Genomic DNA, 17,652 nt, shown 5'->3' on the forward strand with positions numbered 1-17,652 from the left:
GCATCGTCCGCCAAGTTCAACGCACGGCGCGCCGCGCCGCGTGGGCGGCACGGCGCGCCGTGCGCAAGGCGTCATGCGCCGATGCGTGGCATCGGGCCGGCCGCGCGCGGCGGCCGGGCAGCTTCGCGCGTGAGCGGGCTCAGCTCTTGGAGCCGTCCGCGCCGGCCTGCGGCGCGGCCGTGCTACGGGCGGGCGCGGCCTGCTGGCCGATGGTGTCCCGCGCCGGCACGGCAGCCACTTCGTGCTTGTAGACCACGCCGCGCGGCGTCACCGACGCCTGGGTGGTGGTGGCGGTGGTGGCCACGGGCTGGCTGACGGCGGCATGCTGCTGGGCGCGCTTGGCCTCGCGGGCCTTCTCGATGACGGCGAAATCCGGGCCGGCGAGGGCCGACAGCGAGCAGGAGAGTGCCATCAGGCCGGCACCGGCGAGAGCGATCTTTTTCATGATGTGTTTGTCCGGGGTAGTCGAGCCGCTGCGCGGCGCGCCGCATGCGGTGGAGGGGGCGGGCGGGCTCGTAAAAGTCAGGGGGCGACGGGTCTGCCGCCCCCTGCGGCTAGTGAATCATCAGCCGGGAAAGAAGCGGCCGCGCGCGAGCAGGGAGGGAGGTGCGCGGTCACTGGGTTCTGCATGATGGTTCGTCTTCACGGACGAGCACGGCGGCACCGGATGGTTCCGGGCCTGCATGCCGCGCCCGATGGAAAGCAGTGTAGGCCCGGGCCAGTAATTCCAGAAGCGATTTAAAACTATGAGATGAAGTCGTTTTTTTCATGGATGCCGGCGGGCGGGCGCGCGATCCGGCTGGCCACAGGACGTGGCGCGGATGCCGCCGCTCAGGCGCCCAGCACTTCCTCGCACACCGCGAACCACGCGCGCGCCGCGTGGGACAGGTAGCGCCCCGGCGACCAGATGTGCGCCAGCGTCCAGTCCATCGCCGGCTCGGACAGGCGCGCCACGGCGAGCTTGTCGTCGAGCTGGAGCCGCGCCAGCAGCGGCTGCGGCAGGAAGGTGGTGCCCAGGCCCGCGGCCGCCATCGAGGCGAGGAAGTCCCAGTGCCCGCTCTGCGCCACGATGCGCGGCTCGAAGCGGGCCTCCATGAAGGCCACGCGCAGCTTGCGCGTGAGCGAGAATTCGTCGGTCAGCAGCAGCAGCGGCTCGTCGCGCAGCGCCGCGAGGCTGACGGTCTTGTTCTTGGCCCAGCTGGCCTTGCGCGGCCCCGCCACCCAGACCGGGTACTTGGCGAACTCGCGCGTGGCCAGCGCCAGCCCGCTGTCGCCGGGCAGCACGGTCGCGCCCACTTCCAGCTCGCCGCTGGCCACCTGCTGCTCCACCATGTGGCCGCCGTGCTCGGCCATGCTCAGCTCCAGGTTGGGGTAGCGCTGGCGGAAGGCGCTCACGGCGGGCGTGAAGAACAGGTTGGCCATCGGCGGTATGCCCACCGTGAGCTGCCCGCGCCCCAGCGACGACAGGTCGGCCACTTCCAGCGTGAGCCGGTGCACCACGCCGAGCGCCTCCTGTCCGCGCTCGTAGACCACGCGCCCCACGTCGGTCAGCCGCACCTGCTTGCCCTCGCGGATCAGCAGCGGCTGGCCGACTTCGTCCTCCAGCTGGCGCACCATCTTGCTGATGGTGGACTGGGTGACGTACAGAGAGGTCGCGGCCTGGGTAAAGCTCTGCAGGCGCACGGTCTCGACGTAGTAGCGCAGGGCACGGATATCGATGGGCACGGGGGGCGTCCTGTTACCGGAGGGTGGGGGCTGGGGTTCGCATGAAAAAAGCGAATATGAAGGGTAATTTTAAATCATGTTCGGAATGACCGCCAGTTGGCTACACTTGCATCCCACTGCAGTTACTACAGGTTTGCGTCCCCATGGCATGGCCGAGCGCACGGCAATGGCTCTTTTCGCTCAAAGCGTTTGCCGCTTCGATGCTCGCGCTCTATATCGCGCTGGCGCTGGGTCTGCCCCGCCCTTACTGGGCGATGGCGACCGTCTATTTCGTCTCCCATCCGCTGACCGGGGCCACGCGCTCGAAGGCCGCGTACCGGGTGGCGGGCACGCTGCTTGGCGCCACCGGCGCGGTGGCGACCGTGCCGCCGCTGGTCAACGAGCCGGTGCTGCTGATGGCGGCCATCGCGCTGTGGACCGGCGCCTTGCTCTATTTCTCGCTGCTGCAGCGCACGCCGCGCAGCTATGTGTTCCTGCTGGCCGCCTACACGCTGCCGATCGTGGCGCTGCCCGCGGTCAGCGAGCCGGCCCAGGTCTTTCCCATCGCGGTGGCGCGCATCGAGGAGATCGTGGTCGGCATCGTGTGCGCCGGGATGGTCGGCTCGATCGTGTTCCCGGCCAAGGTGGCGCCCGCGCTGCGCGCGCGCTCGGCCACCTGGCTGGCCGACGCGGCGCTGTGGGCCTCGGACATGCTCTCGCCCGAGCCCGACGCCAACGTCGCGCGCCATGACAGCCGGCACCGGCTGGCCGCCGACATCCTCGCGCTCGACCAGCTGATCGCGCAGCTTTCCTACGACACGGAGAGCACCGACACCCTGCGCCATGCGCGCGCGCTGCGCGAGCGCATGACCATGCTGCTGCCGGTGCTGTCCTCGCTGGGCGGGCTGCTGCATGCCCTGCGCTGCCATGCGCAGGGCATGCCGGAACAACTGGCGCGCCACATGGCGGACATGCGCGCGTGGATCGACGGCGGCTTCACCGGCCCGTCGCCGGTGCTCGAGCCGGCCGCCGCGCCGTGGCGCGCCTACGGCAAGGCGCCCGGCTGGCATGCCGGGCTGGTGGCCACCGCCAACGACCACCTGCGCACGCTCGCGGCGCTGTGCGAAGACTGCCAGGCGCTGCAACGCTGCATCGGCGACCAGGCCGGCAACGGCGCCGCGCCCGCGCCCGCGCTGCGCTACCGCGCCGGCGCGGCCGGCCGCGCGCACCACCACGACCACGGCATGCTGCTGTACTACGCCTGCTCGACCAGCCTCGCGGTGTTCTGCGCGGGCCTGCTGTGGATCGCCTCGGGCTGGGAGGACGGCGCCGGCGCCGTGGTGGTGGCCACCATCGCCAGTTGCTTCTTCGCCACCGTGGAGGAGCCGCGGCCGGTGGCGCGCGCGTTCATGCGCTGGAGCGTGGTGTGCTTCCTGGTGTCGTGCTTCTACCTGTTCCTGGTGGTGCCGCAGGCCCACAACTTCGAGACGCTGGTGGGCATGCTGGCGGTGCCGTACATGGGCATCGGCCTGCTGATCTCGCGTCCGGGCTTCAACCTGATCGCCATGCTGCTGTCGGTCAACACGGCCTCGTTCGGCAATTTCCAGAGCCTCTACGACGCCAACTTCCTCGGCACCTTCAACACCAGCCTGGCCAGCGTGGGCGGCATGCTGTTCGCGCCGCTGTGGTTCATGGCCACGCGCCCGTTCGGCGCGCGCGTGGCGGTGCACCGGCTGATCCGCGCAAGCTGGAAGGACCTAGCGCAGGCCGCCACGCGCGGCGAGGCGCCGCAGCAGGGCAAGCTCGGCGCGCGCATGCTGGACCGCCTCGGCCAGCTGGTGCCGCGCCTGGCGGCCAGCGACGACAAGCTGTCCTCGGATGGCTTCGCCGAGCTGCAGGTCGGCTTCGGCGCGCTGGCGCTGCAACGCAACCTGGGCGCGCTGCGCCCGCCCGCGCGGCGCGCGGTCACGCGCGTGCTCAACGGCGCCGCCGGGCACTACCGCGCGCGCCTGAAGGCCGGCCACGCGATGGCGCCGCCCGAGGCGCTGTCCGCGCGCATCGACAAGGCCATGCACGAAGTGGCCGCGCAGGCCGACGACACCGCCGGCCACGCGGTGCGCGACACGCTGGCCGCGCTGTTCGTGCTGCAGGTCACGCTCTACCACGCGCAGCCGCATCCGGCCGCGCCCGCGCCGCTGCCTCACATTCCCGCGGCGGCGCCGGCCGCCGCGCGCGCGCAGACCGCATGCTGAACGCCGAGCTCGACCTGTACGGCGTGTTCGTGCCCATGCTGCTGGCGCTGATGCTGCTCGCCTTCGCCATGACCGCCAGCCTGCGCGCGCTGCTGGCGCGCCTGGGCTTCTACCGGCTGGTCTGGCACCGTTCCCTGTTCAATCTCGCCCTCTACCTGATCGTGCTCGGTGGCGTGGTCGCCCTGGCCCGCTCGCTGCAATCATGAAATTCAAGATCCGTTTGCTGGTTCCCGTGGTCCTGACCCTGCTGGCCGCGGTGGCGGCGCTGTTCGTCGTCAGGCATCTGTGGGATTACTACACCGTGGCGCCGTGGACGCGCGACGGCCACGTGCGCGCCGACGTGGTGCAGGTCGCGCCCGACGTGTCGGGCCTGGTCACGCAGGTGCTGGTCAAGGACAACCAGCGCGTGCGGCGCGGCCAGGTGCTGTTCGTGATCGACCAGGACCGCTACCGGCTGGCGCTGCAGCAGGCCCAGGCCAGCGCCGCCGCGCTGCGCGCGACGCTGGCGCAGGCGCGCCGCGAGGCCGCGCGCAACCACGCGCTCAACGAGGTGGTCGCCACCGAGGTGGTGGAAGAAGGGCAGGCCCGCGTGCAGCAGGGCGAAGCCGCGCTGGCGCAGGCCGAGGCCGAGGTCGGCGTGGCGCGCCTGAACCTGGCGCGCACCAGCGTCACCAGCCCGGTGGACGGCATGCTCAACGACCGCCTGCCGCGCCTGGGCGACTACGTCAGCACCGGCCGCCCGGTGCTGTCGATGGTCGACGCGGACTCGTTTCACGTGGAAGGGTATTTCGAGGAAACCAAGCTGCACCGCATCCATATCGGCAGCGCGGTCTCGGTGCGCATCATGGGCGAGCGCACCACGCTGCACGGCCACGTGCAGAGCATCGCCGCCGGCATCGAGGACCGCGACCGCAGCGCCGGCGCCAACCTGCTGCCCAACGTCAACCCGACCTTCAACTGGGTGCGGCTGGCGCAGCGCATCCCGGTGCGCATCGTGCTCGACGCCGTGCCGGCGGACGTGCAGCTGGTGTCGGGCCGCACCGCCACGGTGTCGGTGGCGGAGCCGCGCCAGATGGTGGCCGCGCGGCGCGCCGACGCATCCATCGAGGCCATCGATGCCATCGCGGCCAGCGAGGCGGCGCGATGAACCGGCTCGCCCTGGCCGTGCTGCCGGCGCTGGCGCCGCTGCTGTTCGCCTGCACCACGGTCGGCCCCGACTACAAGGTGCCGGAGCACGCGGCGGTGCGCGCGCCCGAGGCCAACGGCCCGCTGCTCGGCACGCAGGACGCGGCCGTCTCGGTGGCGCCGGTGCCGGACGACTGGTGGCGGCTCTACGACGACCCCAAGCTCAACCGGCTCGTGCAGGAAGCGCTCACCGCCAACACCAGCCTGCGCGTGGCCGCCGCCAACCTGCGGCGCGCGGTGGCGGTCTATCACGAGATGGAAGCCGAGAACCTGCCGCAGGCCGCGTTCTCGGCCAAGGCCGAGCGCGCGCAGGTGGCCGGCGAGAGTTTCCTCATCAAGGAGAAGATTCCCGTCTTCAGCCTTGGCGACTTCGGCTTCTCGGTGTCCTACCTGGTGGACTTCTTCGGCAAGCTCGCGCGCGCCGACGAGGCCGCGCTGGCCAGCGCCGAAGCCAGCCAGGCCGCGCTCGACATGGCGCGCGTGGGCGTGGTGGCGCAGACCGTGCGCGCCTACGTGCAGGGCTGCGCGGCCACGCACGAGCTGGAGGTTGCCGAGCACCAGCTCGCGCTGCAGGAGCGCGGCGCGGAAATCGCCGGCAAGCTGGTCGCCGCCGGCCGCGGCCAGCCCGCCGACCTGCTGCGCGCGCGCTCGCAGGCCGAGACCCTGCGCGCCGCGCTGCCGCGCTTCAAGGCCGAGAAAGAGGGCGCGGCCTACCGGCTGGCGGTGATGCTGGGCAAGCCGCCCGCCGCGCTGGCCGAGGATGCGTTCGCCTGCGAGGAGGAGCCGCGGCTGCGCCAGGCGCTGCCGGTGGGCGACGGCGCCGCGCTGCTCAAGCGCCGGCCCGACGTGCGCCAGGCCGAGCGCGAGCTCGCCGCGGCCACCGCCAGGATCGGCGTGGCCACGGCCGATCTCTATCCGTCGATCCGCCTCGGTGCCTCGGCCGGGCTGAGCGGCCTCATGGGCGATCTCGGCACCGGGCCCACGGCGCGCTGGGGCATCGGCCCGCTGGTCACATGGAACCTGCCCACCAACGGCGTGCGGCCGCGCATCCATGCGATGGAGGCGGGCGCCGACGCCGCGCTGGCGCAGTTCGACGGCGTGGTGCTCAAGGCCTTGCAGGAAACCCAGGGCGCGCTGAGCGAGTACACGCGCGAGCTGGAGCGCAACCAGTCGCTGCGCGTGGCGCGCGACGACGCGCGCGAGGCTGCGCATCAGCATCGCCAGTTGTACCGGGCCGGGCGTACGCCGTACCTGTCCAGCCTCGACGCCGACCGCACGCTGGCCGCGTCGGAGGCGGCGCTGGCCGCGTCGGACAGCCAGGTGGCGCTCGACCAGATCAACCTGTTCCTGGCGCTCGGCGGCGGCTGGCAGAACAGCCCGCAGGTGGCGCGGCGCGATGGCGCCGGCCACGCCGACGGGCACGACTAGCGCCGCGCGCCTTCCTTCCGATTCCCTTGCGCACCCTCTCCCGTTCGCGGGCGAGGGCGCGCGCGCGTCCGTGTCCGGCGCGTGCGCCGATGCGGCGGATTCCCGCGCCCGCGCTGGCCGGCAGGCATGTCGGGCCGTTCCCGGCGCCTCGTTGCCACTGTGAAAATTTCGACTGAAAACCAGAATTTTAATTCATCACAGGAATGCTTCGCGATGGCTACACTGCTGTCTGTGCCGGCGCCCCCAACTGTGCCGGTGCAAGCAAAAAGGCGAAACAGACGACATGCGGGACGCAAGACTCCGCCTATCCCGCTCCACCACAAGTGGAAAGTGCCGCCCCAATCTGGAATCCAGCAGCAATCATGAACAAGAAGCTCTTCACGACCCTCGTTTCCGCAGCAGCATTCGGCCTTTGCGTCATGGCATCGACGCAGGCCAACGCACAGGGTCCGAAAGACAGCGTCAACGCCGGTGACAAGTACGGCTACAACCTCCATAACGGCAAGCGCGATCCGTTCACCGACGGTGCGCGCGTCAACGACCGCCGCAACCCGTTTACCGACGGCGCGCGCGTCAATGACCGCCGCGATGCGTTCACCGACGGCGCTCACGGCGCCACGGCGCTCGACCTCGCCGGCCGCGACCTGACCGGCGTGTCGGCGGCGCCGGCCTACAGCGGCGACACCAGCGGCGCCAGCGCCTGACGGCGCTGGTCGGCCCGGCCGCGGGAGCCCTCCACCCGCGGCCGGGCCGGCCGATGCGGATTTTCTTGCATCATCCGCATCACCTGCATCACCCGCATCCTCTTCACGGCGCGCATTCGCCGCCCGCCGGTTCCGGCCAGCAGATTCCCCTCCCCGCCAACGCCATCGGCAGCCTCCCGCCGTTGCACTGCGCCGGCCCTGCGACCGGCCCTACGGCGCCTTCACCGCGATCACCATCCACGACACCCCGAAGCGGTCGGCACACATGCCGAAGCGCTCGGCGAAGAAGGTCTCGCCCGCCGGCATCAGCACCTGGCCGCCCTCGGCCAGCGCGTTGAAGACGCGGTCCACGGCGGCCGCGTCGGGCACCGTGACCGACAGCGAGAAGCCCTGGAAACTCGGCTCGCCGCCGCAGCGCCCGTCGGACATCATCACCGTGGTTTCGCCGATGCGCAGGGACATGTGCATCACCTTTTCCCCGTCGATGGGGCCGGGCGCGCAGCCCTCCGGCGCGGCCGACTGTTGCGGCGGCGCTTCCTTGAAACGCATCAGCATCTCGACCTGCGCGTTCAGTACGCGCTTGTAGAACTCCGCCGCTTCCTCGCAGCGGCCCTCGAAGAACAGATAGGGTTGAACCAGCATCGTCTCGTCTCCTTGCGGGATGTCCCGCGGTGGCGCATGCGCGACTTGCCGCAGCGCTGTGCAGGCCGCGCGGGCGGCCACCATCCCAGCATAGTCCGCAAGGTTGACGCCGCCGTGTCGCGGCGCCCGTTTTTCGCGCGCGGCGCCCGGTGCGCACCCCGCCGGCGAGCAGGGAGCGGCGCGGCATCGACGTTAGAATGCCGCTCTCGTTCCCTCGTGCTGCGGAGTTGCCGTGCTGGCTGAACAACGACAAAAATTCATCCTCGACCAGCTTGCCGCCAGCGGCGCGCTGGCGATCAGCGAGCTGGTCAGCGAGCTCGACGTCTCGCGCGAGACCATCCGGCGCGACCTCAACGCGCTCGCCGCGCGCGGCCTGCTGATCCTCACGCACGGCGGGGCGCTGTCGCCCGAGCGGGCCGAGCCCGACGCCCAGACCCGCGCCGCGGTCAATGCCGAAGGCAAGCGCGCCATCGGCATGCGCGCGGCGGAACTGGTGCCCGACGGCGCCTCCGTGATCCTCGACTACGGCACCACCACCCACACGGTGGCGCAGGCGCTGCACGGCCACCGCAACCTCGTGGTCTACACCAACGACATCGCCATCGCGCTGCTGCTGGGCCGGCGCAACGGCAACCGCGTGGTGTTGCTGGGCGGCGAGCTGCAGGAGAACGAAGACGCCACGCACGGCTGGGACGCCATCGAGCAGTTGTCGCGCTATCACGCCGATTTCGCCTTCGTCGGCACCGGCGGCATCACGGCCGAAGGGCAGATGAGCGACTTCTCGCGCGCCGCCGCGGAACTGCGCGGGCGCATGCTGCTGGCCGCCAGCGTGGCCTGCGTGGTGGCCGACCACACCAAGTTCGGCCGCCATGCCGGCGTGCTGGTCAAGCATTTCGACAAGGCCGCCTACCTGATCTCCGACATGGCGCCCGAGCCATCCATTGCCGCCGCGCTGAACGCGCGCGGCCCGGCGCTGCGCCTCGCCTGAGGCGCGCCGCTCTCCGGCTCGATTTCCGGCCTGGCTTCCGGCGCGCATCCGATGCGAATCCGGCGCGCGTCGGCGTCCGCCAGCGCGGCCGTTGATCGCACGGAAAAAGCGGCCGGTTCCGCTCTCCGGGTGGCGTTTCGTCATCGTTTGCCGCCGCCCCCATGCCTGCCAAGGCACAGCGGATGCTAAGCTTCCGCCTTGTAGATACATTCAGGATCACATATGAATGTATCTTCATGTCCGCGGCGGTGCCGCCCCTGAACGTCCCCGGGGCACGCCGCGGCATCTTCCGGCACGCCGGCGGGCACGTATCCGCGGCGGCCGTCCCGACCGAAGCTTCAGCACACAACCCGATACGAAGAGACACCCGTGAGACCTGCCTCCCTCGAAACCTTCCTGGCCGGCGTTGCCCGGCGCGATCCCGACCAGCCCGAATTCCTCCAGGCCGTGAAGGAAGTCATGATGACGCTGTGGCCGTTCGTCGAACAGCATCCGCGCTACGGCGAGCAGGCCCTGCTCGAGCGGCTGGTCGAGCCCGAGCGTGTGATCCAGTTCCGCGTGGCGTGGACCGACGACCGCGGCCACGTGCAGGTCAACCGCGCGTTCCGCGTGCAGCACAGCTCCGCCATCGGCCCCTACAAGGGCGGCATGCGCCTGCATCCCACCGTCAACCTGTCGGTGCTCAAGTTCCTCGGCTTCGAGCAGACCCTCAAGAACGCGCTCACCACGCTGCCGATGGGCGGCGGCAAGGGCGGCTCCGACTTCGATCCCAAGGGCAAGTCCGACGGCGAGGTCATGCGCTTCTGCCAGGCGCTGATGACCGAGCTGCACCGCCATCTCGGCCCCGACACCGACGTGCCCGCCGGCGACATCGGCGTGGGCGCGCGCGAGGTCGGCTTCATGGCCGGCATGATGAAGAAGCTCTCCAACCACGCCGCCTGCGTGTTCACCGGCAAGGGCTTGTCCTTCGGCGGCAGCCTGATGCGGCCCGAAGCCACCGGCTACGGCACGGTGTACTTCGCGCAGGAAATGCTGCACCGGCGCGGGCGCGGCCTCGACGGCCTGCGCGTGCTGATCTCCGGCGCGGGCAACGTGGCGCAGTTCGCCGCCGAGAAAGCCATCGAGCTCGGCGCCAAGGTGCTCACCGTGTCCGACTCCGGCGGCGTGTTGCACTATCCCAGGGGCATGGACCGCGCGCAGCTCGCCGCGCTGATGGCCTTCAAGAATGAAACGCGCGGCCGCCTGGCCGATTTCGCCGCCGCGCACGACCTGCACTTCGAAGCCGGCCGCACGCCGTGGCACGTGCCCGCCGACGTGGCGCTGCCGTGCGCCACCCAGAACGAGCTCGACGGCGCCGACGCCGAACGCCTGCTGGCCAACGGCGTGTTCTGCGTGGCCGAAGGCGCCAACATGCCATCCACGCTCGACGCCGTCGACCGCTTCCTGGCCGCGCGCATCCTGTACGCGCCGGGCAAGGCCAGCAACGCCGGCGGCGTGGCCACCTCGGGCCTGGAGATGTCGCAGAACGCCATGCGCCTGGCGTGGCACCACGCTGAAGTCGACGAAAAACTGCACGCCATCATGAAGGACATCCACGGCAACTGCATCCACTACGGGCAGAAGGCGGACGGTTATGTCAACTACGTGGAAGGCGCCAACGTGGCCGGGTTCGTGAAGGTGGCCGATGCGATGCTGGCACAGGGGGTGGTGTAGCGGCGGCCGCGGCCCGGTCTCAAAGATCGAGCTGCAACGACATGGAGCCGCTGCCCTCGTCGCCCGCCGCCGGCACCGCGCAGCAGATCAGCGCTTCCCCGTCCGACACCTCGAATTCCGGCGTGCCGGCGTAGGCCACCGCGCCCTGCACGATGCGTGTGCGGCAGGTGCCGCAACTGCCGTTGCGGCAGCCGAACTCGGGTGCGAGTCCGCGCTGTTCGGCCAGTTCGAGCAGCGAGCCGGCGGCGGGCGACCAGCGCGCTTCCTTGCCGGAGCGGGTGAAGACCACCGGCACCGGCGCCGTGGCGGGCCTGGCGGTGGGCGCGGCGGCGGGCTGGGCGGCGGGCTGGGCGGCGTTGTCGCGGCGGCGGCGGCGCAGCGCGGCGGGGCCGAAGGCTTCGGCGTGGATGCGGTCGTCGGCCACGTTGAGCGCGCGCAGGCCGTCGTAGAGGGACTGCATGAACGGGCCGGGGCCGCACAGGTAGAAGTCGTAGTCGCCGAAGGGCAGGTGGCGCTGGAGCATGGCGATGTCGATGCGGCCGGCTTCGTCGAAGTCCTGCTGCGGCTCGGCGTCGCGCGGGTCGCTGAGCACGCGCACGTATTGCACGGCGCCCTGGGCGCTGTCGGCCAGCGCGCCCAGTTCGCGCGCGAAGGCGCGTTCGGGCAGCGTGCGCGCGGCATGGAAGAAGTAGGCCGGGCGCGTGCGGCGGGTGCGCAGTCCTTCGTGGACGAGGTGGCGCAGCATGGCCAGCATGGGCGTGACGCCGATGCCGGCGGCCAGCAGCACGGCGGGGCGCGGCGCGGCTGCGTCGATGGTGAACGTGCCGGCGGGCGCGCGCGCTTGCACGATGTCGCCGACCTTGACGTGGTCGTGCAGATGCTGCGACACCGTGCCTTCGCGCTTGACGCTGATGCGGTAGACGCCGTCGGCCGGCGCCGACGACAGCGTATAGGTCCGGATCGCCGGCGCGGGCGGCGAGCCGGCCGTCACGCGGATCGGCAGGTACTGGCCGGCGCGGTGCGGCAGCAGCCCGGCGCCGTCGGCGGGTTCGAGGTGGAGCGAGCGGATGCCCATGCTTTCCTCGACCAGCCGCGTCACGCGGAACGGGCGCCACGTATCGGCCAGCGGACGCGCGCGCAGGCGCTCGGCGGCTTCGCGCCAGTCGCCGGTGAGCTCGACCGAGGGCGACGTGCCTTCGGGCTCGGGCGTCCAGCGCAGCGGCAGCGCGTCTTCGCGCCGCACCACGCTGGCCGGCATGAAGCGCCACAGGCGCTCGGCGCCCTGGAACGCGGCGATTTCCGGCGAGTCCAGGATGACCTGCGCCGAGCCGGTCATCTGCAGGAGTTCGCCGCTGGCGAAGTCCGCGAACACCAGCCCGGCGCGCGGGTTGGCCATGAAGTTGCCGAGCGTGTTGAAGAACAGGTTGCCGGAGAAATCCGGGATGGTCATGCCGCCGTCCTCGTCCAGCCGCACGAAGCCCGGCTTGCCGCCGCGATGGGATACGTCCACCTGGCGCGTGCCGTCGGGCAGGTCCACGTACGAGGCCACGAAGAAGGTATCGGCGCCGGCCACCAGCGCGCGGGCGCGCGCGTCCAGCCCGCTCATGCGCTGCGGCTGCGCGGCGCCCGGCGCGGCGGGGTCGCGCGTGAAGGCGTAGTTGCGCTGCTGGATGTATTGCGGGCAGTTGCCGAAGCTCTGTCCCACCATGATCTCGAACACCGCGGCGTCCGCCGCCGGCGCGTCGCGCCGGATGGTGCCGTTGAGGCGGTTGCGGCGCCGCGTCAGCAGGTCGATGCCGAGCAGGCCGATGGCATCGCCATGCTCCATGCCGCGCTCGGCGGGGTCGGCCGCCTCGCGCGGCAGGCGCGCGGCGAGCGCCTTGTCGTGCGGGGAATGCAGGAAGCCCGGCCTGCCCGCGCGCAGCGTGGCCCACACGTCGCCGTCCGGGTCCACCGCGCCGAGCACCACCACCGGCAACTGCGCGAAGAACTGGCGGTGCTGCTCCGGCATGTGGTCGCGCACGAAGCGCGCGCCGAGTTCCTCCATCTTGCGCGCCACCCCGGCGCGCTCCTGCAGCGTGCGTTCGCCCGCATGCCAGGGCAGCGGCGGGACCTGTGTCGGCGCGAGGGGCGAGGGCTGGGACATGATGGCGATCTCCGGAATGCGGCGCGGCCGCGGTGAGAACGATGGCGCGATGGCGCGGTGGCGCGGTGGCGCGGTGGTCAGGCGCTCAGGCGGCCAGGCCGGCCGGCGTCTGCTGGAAGGCGACGAAGCCGGGCAGCGCCTCGACGCGTGCGAGCCACGCATTGACGTTGGCATACGGCGCGAGGTCGACGAAGCCTTCGGGCGCGCGCGCGATGTAGCCGTAGAGCGCCACGTCGGCCAGCGTGGGATGGTCCGCCGCCAGCCACGGCGAGGCGGCCAGCGCATCGTCCACGCGCTTGAGCACGACGTGGGCGCGCGCGATGACTTCCTCCGCGTTCAGCGGCGCCCCGAACACCGTGATCAGGCGCGCGGCGGCGGGGCCGTAGGCGATCTCGCCGGCGGCGACCGACAGCCATTTCTGCACCGCCGCGGCGCCGGCGGGCGAGGCCGGCAGCCACGCGGTCTTGCCCAGGCTGGTGGCCAGGTAGACCAGGATCGCGTTGGAGTCCGAGACCACGTTGTCGCCGTCGACCAGCACGGGCACCTGGCCGAACGGGTTGAGCTCCAGGAACGCGGGTTCCTTGTGCGCGCGCTTGGCGAGGTCGACGTGGATGAACTCGGCATCCGCGCCGATCAGCGACAGGAACAGGCGGACACGGTGCGAGTGGCCGGAGAGCGGGTGGTGGTAGACCTTCATGGCTGGCATTCCTTGGGCAAGTGTGAGGGGGAATCGCCGCAGGCCGCGCGCCGGGCCGCGGTGGCCGCCGGCGTCTTGCCTGAGTGCGTGAAGGCATATTAGGAGCGCCGCCGCGCGGGAAAAACGGCGCCGGCGAGAAAGGACTCTTCTCGCTGGCCCAATAATGGGCGGCGTGGCGGGCGGTGTGCGGAGGGCGTGAAGCGGCGCGCAGGGCGCCGCGCTTCAGCGCAGCGAGGGATCGGCGCGCAGCGTGTCGATGGCCATGTCGAGGAAGGCGCGCACCTTGCGCGTGGCATGGCGGCCTTCCCGGTGGATGACGTTGATGGGCAGGGCCGGCGGCTCGAACTCGCGCAGCACCACCTGCAGCGTGCCGGCGCGCAGGTGGCCGGCGATCTGGTACGACAGCAGCCGCACGATGCCGAAGCCGGCCGCCGCCGCGACGATGGCCGACTCGTTGGTCGAGGTGGTCAGGCGCGGCTGCAGGCGCGTGACCACCTGGCTGCCGCCGGCGTCGAAGCGCCACTCGGGCGAGGCCGAGACCGCGCTGGCCACGATGACCGTGTGCCGCGCGAGATCCTCCGGCGCCTGCGGCACGCCATGCCGCTCGAGATAGGCGGGCGCCGCGCACACCACGCGCCGCACGCGCCCGACCGGCGCCGCCTGCAGCGACGAGTCCGGCAGCTCGCCGATGCGGATGCCCACGTCGATGCCTTCCTCGACCAGGTTGACGGTGCGGTCGAGCAGCAGGCAGGTGGCGTCCACGTCCGGGTAGCGCCGCAGGTACGCGGTGACGATCGGCATGGCGTAGGCCGCGCCGAACAGCACCGGCGCGGTGATGGTGAGCTGCCCGCGCGGCTCCGCGTGGGAGCCGGCGGCCAGCAGTTCGGCGTCGTCGATCTCGCCGAGGATGCGCCGGCAGTTCTCGAAGTAGGCCGAGCCGGTGTCGGTCAGCCGCACCAGCCGCGTGGTGCGGGTCAGCAGGCGCACCGCGAGATGCGCCTCGAGTTCGTTGACGATGCGGCTCACCACCGACGGCGAGACGTCGAGCTTGTTCGCGGCGGCGGTGAAGCCGCCGGTCTCCACCACGGTGACGAAGGTCTTCATGGCTTGCAGTCGGTCCACCCCTCGCTCTCCCCGTTCCGTGCGCCCGGCGGCGCTTCGTGGCGGAGTATAGCGCCGGTGCCGGCGCCGGCGCGGCCGGTGTTCAGCCCACGGCCAGCACGATGTTGCCCACGCCCAGGTTGGATTCCATGCGCCGGTGCGCATCGGCGGCGTCGGCCAGCGCAAACACGCTGTCCACCACCGGCGCGAGGCCGCCCGTGCCGAAACGGTGCAGCCACTGCCCGGCAAAGCGCTGCGTCATGGCGCGCTTGGCCTCCGGCGCGCGCGACTTCATCACCGTGCCGATGATCTGCAGGTGGCCGTACAGCAGCCGCTCCAGCGGCAGCACCGCGCCCTCGGTGCCGCCCAGCAGGCCCACCTGCACCAGCCGGCCGCCGTCGGCCAGCGCGCGCACGTTGCGCTCCAGGTAGGGCGCGCCGATGAAGTCCACCACCACGTCGACGCCGCGCCCGTCCGTGGCCCGCGCGACCGCCGCGGCGAAATCCTCCGTCTTGTAGTCGATGGCCACGTCGGCGCCGAGCGCGCGCACGCGCTCGAGCTTGCCCGCGCCGGCGGTGGCGAAGACCGTCGCGCCGGCGGCGCGCGCAAGCTGCACCGCCGCCGAGCCGACGCCGCCGGCCGCCGCGTGGATCAGCACCGCGTCGCCGGCCTGCGCGCGGCCCAGGTGGAACAGCGCCTCGTGCGCGGTGACGAAGACCTCGGGGATGGCCGCGGCCTCCACGTAGCCCATGCCGTCGGGGATGCGCATGGCCATGCGGTGGTCGATGCGGGCCAGTTCGGCATAGCCGCCGCCGCCCACGACGCCCATCACGCGGTCGCCCGGCGCGAAGCCGCGCACCTCCGCGCCCATGCCGATCACTTCGCCGGCGATCTCCAGCCCCATGATGTCCGAGTCGCCGAAGTGCTCGCGGCCGTAGCCGCCGCGCCGCTGGATCACGTCGACGCGGTTCACGCCGGCGGCGTGGTTGCGCACCAGCAGGTCGTGCGGGCGCAGCGCCGGCGCGGGCACGGTCTCCAGGCGCAGCACATCGGCTTCGCCGAAGTCGCGGAAGGTGATGGCGTTCATGGTGTTGGTCTTGTTCATGTGTGTGGTGCCCGGTTCCGGGCTGCGTGGTTGGATGGACCGAGTATAGGTTTGCGTGCTGATGTATTTGTGCTGCATTATTCCGCTCGACAAATGCAAATTTGCATCACACGGGAGCGGCTTTCCATGAACTGGGACGACACGCGGATCTTTCTCGCGGTACAGCGCGAGCGCACCTTGCGGCGCGCCGCGCGCACGCTGGAGCTCGACCAGGCCACGGTCGGCCGGCGCCTCGCGGCGCTGGAGCGGGCGCTCGGCGCCACGCTGTTCCTGCGCACTTCCGATGGCTACGCGCTCACGCCGGCCGGCGAGGCGGTGCTGCGCTCGGCGCTGAAGATGGAGCAGTCGGCGCACGAGCTGCTGCGGCAGGCGCAGGGCGCGGACACGCGGCTCGAGGGCGAGGTGCGCGTGACCACCACGGACTCGCTGGCGCTGGCGTTCCTGATCCCCGCCATCGGGCGCCTGCACGCGGCGCATCCTGACGTGAAGATCCTGCTCGACACCTCCACCAACGTGCTCAACCTGGCGCGGCGCGAGGCGGACATCGCCGTGCGCACCATGAAGCCCGAGAACCCCGACCTGGTGGCGCGCCGGCTGGCGCGCTGGCCGGTCGGGCTCTATGCCGCGCCGGCCTATCTCGAGCGGCACGGCGAGCCGGTGCCCGGCACCGCGTTCGCCGGGCACGACCTGGTGGTCTACCAGCCGCTGATGGCGGGCAACCGCGCGCCCACGCTGGCCGGCGAGCCGATCCACGGCGGGCGCATCGTGGCCGGCATGTATTCGAGCCTGATGCTGCGCAACGCCATCAAGGCCGGCATCGCCATCGGCGAAGTGCCGGTCCACCTGGGCGAGCGCGACGGGCTGGTGCGCGTGTGGCCCGGCAGCACGCGCGCCCAGCATTACGAGGTCTGGCTCGTCACGCACCAGGACCTGCGCCACACGGCGCGCGTGCGGGCGATGATCGACGAGATCGTGCGCGCGTTCGAGAGCCCGGAGGAGGCGGTCTGGTAGGTGGTCCGGCAGGCGGCCGGAGACGCGGCCTGAACGGGCGGGCGGCCCGCGCGTCGCGGGCGGCGGCGGTATGATCTGCGCTCGGCGCCCGCCGCGGATGACGCCGGCCCGAGCGCATTCCCCCAATGCACCGCGAAGAACAGGAGATCGCCAATGACCCGTCCCGCCGCCGAGAAGCGCGCCGCCTTCCGCGCCCTGCACCAGCAGGGCTGCTTCGTGCTGCCCAATCCGTGGGACGTGGGCAGCGCGCGCATGCTGCAGCACCTGGGCTTTGCCGCGCTGGCCTCGACCAGCTCGGGCCTGGCGTGGTCGCTGGGCCGCGCCGACAACGCGGTCGGCCGCGACGACGTGCTGCGCCACCTGGACGCGCTGTGCGCGGGCGTGGACCTGCCCGTCAACGCCGATTTCGAATCCGGTTTCGCGCACGCGCCGGAAGGCGTGGCGGGCAATGTGCGCCTGGCCATCGGGACCGGCGTGGCCGGCCTGTCCATCGAGGATCTCGATGCGCGCAGCGGCGCGCTGTACGACAAGGCGCTCGCGGTCGAGCGCATCCGCGCCGCGCGCGCGGCCATCGACGCCTCGGGCGAGGACGTGCTGCTGGTTGCCCGCACCGAAGGCATGCTGGCCGATCCCGCCGCGCTGGCGCCCGCCATCGACAGGCTGGTCGCCTTCGCCGAAGCCGGCGCCGACTGCCTCTACGCGCCGGGCGTGGTGGCCAGGGCCGACATCGAGGCAATGGTGCGCGCTGTCGCGCCCCGGCCGCTCAACGTGCTGATGATGCGGCCCGGCATGAGCGTGGCCGAGCTGGCCGGCCTCGGCGTGCGGCGCATCAGCGTGGGCGGCGGCCTCGCGCGCGCGGCCTGGGCCGGCATGCTGGCCGCCGCCGAGCAGCTCAAGGCGGGTTCGTTCGACGGGCTGGGCAAGGCGCTGCCGTCGCGGCAGCTCAACGACGTGTTCGGCGGTTTCCCGTGAGTCC

16 protein-coding genes are annotated in these 17,652 nt (G+C 71.8%); 9 read left to right on the forward strand and 7 right to left on the reverse strand.

What is annotated here, in order from left to right; translation table 11 throughout:
- Positions 1-139: 139 nt before the first annotated feature.
- Positions 140-445, reverse strand: coding sequence for a hypothetical protein (locus ACWTPI_RS22860; protein ID WP_155887916.1), 306 nt, complete (start codon positions 443-445; stop codon positions 140-142).
- A 386-nt stretch (positions 446-831) separates the two neighbouring features.
- Positions 832-1,725 carry a LysR family transcriptional regulator gene (locus ACWTPI_RS22865; RefSeq protein ID WP_020200760.1) on the reverse strand — a complete coding sequence of 298 codons (894 nt, stop codon included), beginning with the start codon at positions 1,723-1,725 and terminating at the stop codon, positions 832-834.
- Positions 1,726-1,925: 200 nt separating this feature from the next.
- Between ACWTPI_RS22865 and ACWTPI_RS22870 the strand changes: the two genes are divergently transcribed.
- The 5 genes from ACWTPI_RS22870 to ACWTPI_RS22890 all read left to right on the forward strand — a co-directional run bounded on the left by ACWTPI_RS22870 (position 1,926) and on the right by ACWTPI_RS22890 (position 7,273).
- A complete protein-coding gene (locus tag ACWTPI_RS22870; RefSeq protein ID WP_454732800.1) occupies positions 1,926-3,956 on the forward strand; it encodes an FUSC family protein in 2,031 nt (676 codons plus the stop codon).
- Positions 3,950-4,162 carry a DUF1656 domain-containing protein gene (locus ACWTPI_RS22875; RefSeq protein ID WP_020200758.1) on the forward strand — a complete coding sequence of 71 codons (213 nt, stop codon included), beginning with the start codon at positions 3,950-3,952 and terminating at the stop codon, positions 4,160-4,162. The genes ACWTPI_RS22870 and ACWTPI_RS22875 overlap by 7 nt, the downstream gene beginning before the upstream one ends.
- On the forward strand, positions 4,159-5,103 hold the full coding sequence (locus ACWTPI_RS22880) for an efflux RND transporter periplasmic adaptor subunit (RefSeq protein ID WP_454732801.1): 945 nt from the start codon (positions 4,159-4,161) through the stop codon (positions 5,101-5,103). The genes ACWTPI_RS22875 and ACWTPI_RS22880 overlap by 4 nt, the downstream gene beginning before the upstream one ends.
- Entirely contained in the window at positions 5,100-6,569 is a 1,470-nt protein-coding gene (locus ACWTPI_RS22885; protein WP_454732802.1) for an efflux transporter outer membrane subunit, read from the forward strand. The genes ACWTPI_RS22880 and ACWTPI_RS22885 overlap by 4 nt, the downstream gene beginning before the upstream one ends.
- Before the next feature lie 362 nt (positions 6,570-6,931).
- Complete coding sequence (locus ACWTPI_RS22890; RefSeq protein ID WP_020423633.1) at positions 6,932-7,273, forward strand: hypothetical protein; 342 nt, start codon at positions 6,932-6,934, stop codon at positions 7,271-7,273.
- A 210-nt stretch (positions 7,274-7,483) separates the two neighbouring features.
- On the opposite strand, the gene ACWTPI_RS22895 is transcribed toward ACWTPI_RS22890, so the two are convergent.
- Entirely contained in the window at positions 7,484-7,915 is a 432-nt protein-coding gene (locus ACWTPI_RS22895) for a VOC family protein (RefSeq protein WP_454732803.1), read from the reverse strand.
- A 232-nt stretch (positions 7,916-8,147) separates the two neighbouring features.
- Between ACWTPI_RS22895 and ACWTPI_RS22900 the strand changes: the two genes are divergently transcribed.
- Both ACWTPI_RS22900 and gdhA read left to right on the forward strand, forming a co-directional pair.
- Positions 8,148-8,903 (forward strand): DeoR/GlpR family DNA-binding transcription regulator, encoded by a 756-nt coding sequence (locus ACWTPI_RS22900; RefSeq protein WP_020200752.1) that lies wholly within the window; start codon positions 8,148-8,150, stop codon positions 8,901-8,903.
- A gap of 369 nt (positions 8,904-9,272) precedes the next feature.
- On the forward strand, positions 9,273-10,616 hold the full coding sequence (gene gdhA / locus ACWTPI_RS22905; protein WP_020423632.1) for an NADP-specific glutamate dehydrogenase: 1,344 nt from the start codon (positions 9,273-9,275) through the stop codon (positions 10,614-10,616).
- Between the two features lie 19 nt (positions 10,617-10,635).
- Here gdhA and ACWTPI_RS22910 read toward each other — a convergent pair whose 3' ends face one another.
- The 4 genes from ACWTPI_RS22910 to ACWTPI_RS22925 all read right to left on the reverse strand — a co-directional run bounded on the left by ACWTPI_RS22910 (position 10,636) and on the right by ACWTPI_RS22925 (position 15,647).
- Positions 10,636-12,762 (reverse strand): 2Fe-2S iron-sulfur cluster-binding protein, encoded by a 2,127-nt coding sequence (locus ACWTPI_RS22910; protein ID WP_454732804.1) that lies wholly within the window; start codon positions 12,760-12,762, stop codon positions 10,636-10,638.
- A gap of 85 nt (positions 12,763-12,847) precedes the next feature.
- The gene (locus ACWTPI_RS22915) at positions 12,848-13,459 is read right to left on the reverse strand and encodes a glutathione S-transferase family protein (RefSeq protein ID WP_454732805.1); all 612 of its coding nucleotides are present in this window, start codon (positions 13,457-13,459) and stop codon (positions 12,848-12,850) included.
- 222 nt (positions 13,460-13,681) lie between these two features.
- Positions 13,682-14,581, reverse strand: coding sequence for a LysR family transcriptional regulator (locus tag ACWTPI_RS22920; protein ID WP_029043128.1), 900 nt, complete (start codon positions 14,579-14,581; stop codon positions 13,682-13,684).
- Between the two features lie 82 nt (positions 14,582-14,663).
- Positions 14,664-15,647 (reverse strand): NAD(P)H-quinone oxidoreductase, encoded by a 984-nt coding sequence (locus tag ACWTPI_RS22925; protein ID WP_454733997.1) that lies wholly within the window; start codon positions 15,645-15,647, stop codon positions 14,664-14,666.
- A 144-nt stretch (positions 15,648-15,791) separates the two neighbouring features.
- Here ACWTPI_RS22925 and ACWTPI_RS22930 point away from each other — a divergent pair, with 144 nt between their 5' ends.
- Entirely contained in the window at positions 15,792-16,676 is an 885-nt protein-coding gene (locus tag ACWTPI_RS22930; protein ID WP_059413761.1) for a LysR family transcriptional regulator, read from the forward strand.
- Between the two features lie 153 nt (positions 16,677-16,829).
- A complete protein-coding gene (locus ACWTPI_RS22935; protein ID WP_454732806.1) occupies positions 16,830-17,648 on the forward strand; it encodes an isocitrate lyase/PEP mutase family protein in 819 nt (272 codons plus the stop codon).
- Positions 17,649-17,652 lie beyond the last annotated feature (4 nt).

The sequence above is a fragment of the Cupriavidus ulmosensis genome (genome assembly GCF_977008105.1).